We start from the raw sequence: 4,093 nt of genomic DNA on the forward strand, positions 1-4,093 counted from the left end.
CTGCACGACCGCATGGATGCGCCCGGCGCGGTGCGCGGCCTCGACGATGGCGCGCGCATTTTCCCGACTGTCGGCGAGCGGCTTTTCCGTCAGCAGATGGCAATTGTGGGCAAAGGCGGAAAAAGCGACTTCGCGCCGTGCAGCTGGAACCACCACGTCGAACACTGCTTGCGGTTTGGTCTGGTCGAGCACGGCGTCGAGATTGCTGCCGATGACGGCATTGGTGAGGTCGTATTCGCGCGCCCTCGCCCGTGCCCTGTCGGCATCGAGATCCACTAGGCCGATAAGGGTGAGCCCGTGGATCTGCCTGATGGCATCGAGCCAGGCCTTGCTCATCGCTCCGCAGCCGACCAGGACGACATCGATCATCCAGCGCTCCTCCTCCGCTCGGTCCCTCCAGACCGATCGTCACGGCATCCACGGCAGGACCGTAAACGTTTTTCCGTAAACGTTTACGAGAACACACCCGAAGGCGTAGAATGTCAATCGGCCCTTGGCGAAATTCGTCTTACCGCCTTGGCCTGAGCGGCTACCGGTGCTAGCCAAGCAAGGGGGAGAACAGTCTCTTGGCGTCCAGCATTCACGACCTTGCCCGTCACTTGAACATATCGATCGGCACGGTGTCGCGGGCGCTGAACGGCCGCGCCGACGTCAATGCCGACACGCGCCAGCGCGTGCTCGAGGCGGCCAGGACGCTGAACTATTCGCCGAACCAGTCCGGCCGCAGCCTGAGGCAAGGCGCCACCCGTTCGATCGCCTTCATGCTGCAGCCGCATCCCGGCGACCAGCAATATGGCGAGCCGTTCTTCATTCCGTTTCTGATCGGGCTGCAGGCCAGGCTTGCCGAAAGCGGGCTCGACCTGACCGTGGTCATGGGCGCGCCGGGCGACTACCAGCAGGAGCGCCTGCGCCGTGTCGTCGAGACGCGCCGCGCCGATGCCGTGCTGCTGGCCTGGACGCGGCGCGAGGACGAGCGCATCGACTATCTCACGCAAGCCGGCTTTCCGTTCGCCACGCTCGGCCGCAGTCGCTCCGGGGCCAAGTCCTATCCTTCCCTCGACCTCGATTTCGAGAAGGCCGGCGCCGACGCCGTCGACCGCCTTGTGGCGCGCGGTCACCGCCGTATCGCCGCTATCCGCCCGTCGCTCGACCTCAATTTCGGCTATCTGTTCCTCGCCGGCTACCGCAAGGCCTTGCGGCGGCACGGCATCGAGGTCGACCCGGAGCTGATCGCGTCCGGCTTCATCAACGAGGCCGGCGGCTACAAGGTGACGCCCCAGGTCATGCGCTCCAAGGCCCCGCCGACCGCCATCATCTTCAACAATGATGCAATGGCGCTGGGCGGCTGCAAGTCGCTGGCCGAGATGGGCATCAGGCCGGGCCAGGACATGGCGGTAACCGTCATCGTCGACACGCCGCTCTGCCGCTATTTTTCCCCGGCGTTGACCGCCTTCCGCCCGGCGCTGGAGCCAATGGGACAACGGCTTGCTGAAATGCTGCTGGCGTCGCTTCCCGCCTTCGCCGGCCCGGAGGGGCCGCGGATCATCCGCGAAGTCTGGCCGCTGGAACTGGTGGCGCGCGACAGCGATTGATGGTGGCAGCAGGGCCGCCGATGTCGTCTCCCCTCAAACAGCACACCGGTGCCGCAGTGCACCGGCCGCAACCTTGAATGCGCGGGAGGCGCTGCAGGTTCCGGATCGCGCCACAACCAGGGCGATCAGCGATAGCCGGCCTTAAGACACTGGCGCCGCTCCGCCCTCTGCCGTGCGCCGTGCGATAAACTCATCCAGCACGCCTGATGTGGCGGCAGCCGTTGCCGGCGGCGCGAAATCGGCAAGCACCCGCCTCCAGACACCGGTGGCGCGCTCGCTCGCTGTCTTCGAGCCGCTTTGCGTCCAGTTGCCGAAATTCGACCAGTCGGCCACCAGCGGTTCGTAGAAGGCGGTGCGGTAGCGCGCCATGGTGTGACCGGCCGAGAAGAAGTGGCCGCCCGGCTGCACCTCGGCGATCGCCTCGAAGCCGATCGTATCGGTGTCGCCGGGCGTCGCGGCACAAAGTTCAGCCACCGTCTGCAGCGCCTCGATGTCGGTGATCAGTTTCTCGAAGGAGACACTGAGGCCGCCCTCCAGCCAGCCGGCGGCATGGATGCACATCGTCGCCCCGGCCAGCACCGAGCCCCACAGCGCGAACTGCGTCTCGTGCGCGGCCTGCGCGTCTGAGATGTTGGCGGCACTGCCGCCGCCCGATCGCCACGGCAGTCCGGTGAAGCGCGCCAGCTGACCGGCGCCCAGCGTCGCCTTGACGTGCTCGGGCGTACCGAAGGCCGGCGCGCCGGATTTCATGTCGACATTGGAGGAGAACGAGCCATAGACGACCGGTGCGCCGGGCCGCACGATCTGCGCCAGCGTCAGCCCGGCGAGCGCCTCGGCATGCTGCAGCGTCAGCGCGCCGGCGACCGTGATCGGCGCCATCGCGCCAGCCAGGCAGAACGGCGTGATGACGGAGATTTGGCCCGCGCGGGCGAAATCGATGATGCCTTGCGCCATCGGGATGTCGAGCTGGCGCGGCGAGTTGGTGTTGATGACGGTGTAGCAATATGCATTTGCCAGAAACTCGTCCTGCGACAGGCCGCGCGCCAGACGAATCATCTCGAACCCGTCCTCGACCTGCGGCGTGCCGCGCGCGAAGACGAACGGGAGCTTGTCCGACAGCGTCAGCTGCGCGCGGTTGACGGCATAGTGGCGAAAGCGGTTGTCGACATCCTGCGGTTCGATGCAGGGCCCCAGCATATGCAGCACGTCGAAATGCTGCACCAGCCGCATGAGATCCTCGAAATCCGCCAGTGTTCCCGGCCGCCGGCCGCGCTCGAGATCGGTGACGTTCGGCGCCCCGCATCCGGCGAGGAAGGTCATCGAGCCGAGCTCCAGCGTCAGATCGCGGGCGCGCGAACCGGCGTGAGCGTGGATCGATCTCGGCGCCGAGGCGAGTGCCGCCGTCACCATGTCGCGGCCGATGCGCACCATGTCGGTGTCCGGATCGACCAGCGCGCCGGCGCTGGCGAAGTGCTCACGCGCCTGCGGCAGCAGCACCTTGATGCCGAGCTCTTCCAGCACCCGCAGCGCCGTTTCGTGAATCGCGGCCACCTGATCATCAGAAAAGATCGGCTGTGGCAGGAACGGGTTCTTCAGCGAATGGTAATTGGGACGGCGGCTGCTTTCGCTGCCGGCCTCGCCCGTGCGTCCACGCCGGCGCTCGCGCCTGCCGTCCCGTGCCGCGTCATCGACCATCGGAAATCCTCCTCATTGCCGCATTGCCTTGCCCAGGGGATCATAGGGCGAGGCCGCGACGACATGCGCCGGCCGTTCCTCCCCCACGACATGCACGGAGAGCGCGGTGCCCTCGCCCGCGAAATCGCGGTCGACCAGCGCCAGCGCCAGGCTCTTGCCGATCGTATAACCGTAACCGCCCGAGGTGACGAAGCCGACACGCCGGCCCTGATGCCAGACCGGCTCGAAGCCGCTGGCATCGGCGTCGAGCGCATCGATTTCCAGCGTCACCAGGCATTGGCCGCTGCCGGCCTCCCGCTGTTTCGACGCTGCTTCGCGGCCGATGAAGTCGCTCTTGCCGAAAGCGATGAAGCGGTCGAGACCGGTCTGGCCCGGCGTATAGCCTTGCGTGAATTCGCGCGACCAGATGCCGAAGCTCTTCTCCAGCCGCAGCGCATTGAGTGCATAGTAGCCGATTTCGGCAAGGCCCAAATCCTCGCCAGCGCCCAGCAGCGTGTCGCGCAGAGTGGCATGCATGGTCACGGGGCAACTGATTTCGAAGCCGAGCTCGCCTGATATAGACAGCCGCGCCACACGTGCCTGCACCATGCCGATGTCGAATGTGCCGCAGGCCATGAACGGCAGCGCTGCGCCGGACACATCCTGATGCGTCGTTCGCTCCAGTATTTTGCGCGCGTTCGGCCCGGTCAGCAGGAAGCCGCTCATCGTGTCGGAGAGGTCGCCGACGGTGACGCCTTCAGCCGCATGGCTCTCGAACCAGCGCATGTGGAATTCCCGGAGATAGTAGGAGCCCATCAGCCAATAGC

Annotated in this window: 4 protein-coding genes; 1 reads left to right on the top strand and 3 read right to left on the bottom strand. The window is 66.3% G+C overall.

The window, feature by feature from the left end:
- On the bottom strand, positions 1–369 hold a 369-nt coding region (locus tag EN939_RS23590; RefSeq protein WP_164751166.1), incomplete at its 3' end, for a Gfo/Idh/MocA family oxidoreductase.
- A gap of 197 nt (positions 370–566) precedes the next feature.
- On the opposite strand from EN939_RS23590, the gene EN939_RS23595 reads away from it, so the two are divergent.
- Positions 567–1,592 carry a LacI family DNA-binding transcriptional regulator gene (locus EN939_RS23595; protein ID WP_127270067.1) on the top strand — a complete coding sequence of 342 codons (1,026 nt, stop codon included), beginning with the start codon at positions 567–569 and terminating at the stop codon, positions 1,590–1,592.
- 141 nt (positions 1,593–1,733) lie between these two features.
- Here EN939_RS23595 and EN939_RS23600 read toward each other — a convergent pair whose 3' ends face one another.
- Together EN939_RS23600 and EN939_RS23605 are read right to left on the bottom strand one after the other, a co-directional pair.
- Positions 1,734–3,287, bottom strand: a complete 1,554-nt coding sequence (locus EN939_RS23600) for a trimethylamine methyltransferase family protein (protein ID WP_127270069.1) — start codon at positions 3,285–3,287, stop codon at positions 1,734–1,736.
- Between the two features lie 12 nt (positions 3,288–3,299).
- Positions 3,300–4,093: aminomethyltransferase family protein (locus EN939_RS23605; protein ID WP_164751167.1), on the bottom strand; the 794-nt coding region annotated here is incomplete at its 5' end.

Source organism: Mesorhizobium sp. M7A.F.Ca.CA.002.05.1.1, from assembly GCF_003998335.1.
Lineage (GTDB): Bacteria > Pseudomonadota > Alphaproteobacteria > Rhizobiales > Rhizobiaceae > Mesorhizobium.

What these genes read in the sequence shown, in the direction of transcription:
- EN939_RS23600 (WP_127270069.1), bottom strand. Translation starts at nt 3,287, where the DNA reads ATGGTCGATGACGCGGCACGGGACGGCAGGCGCGAGCGCCGGCGTGGA.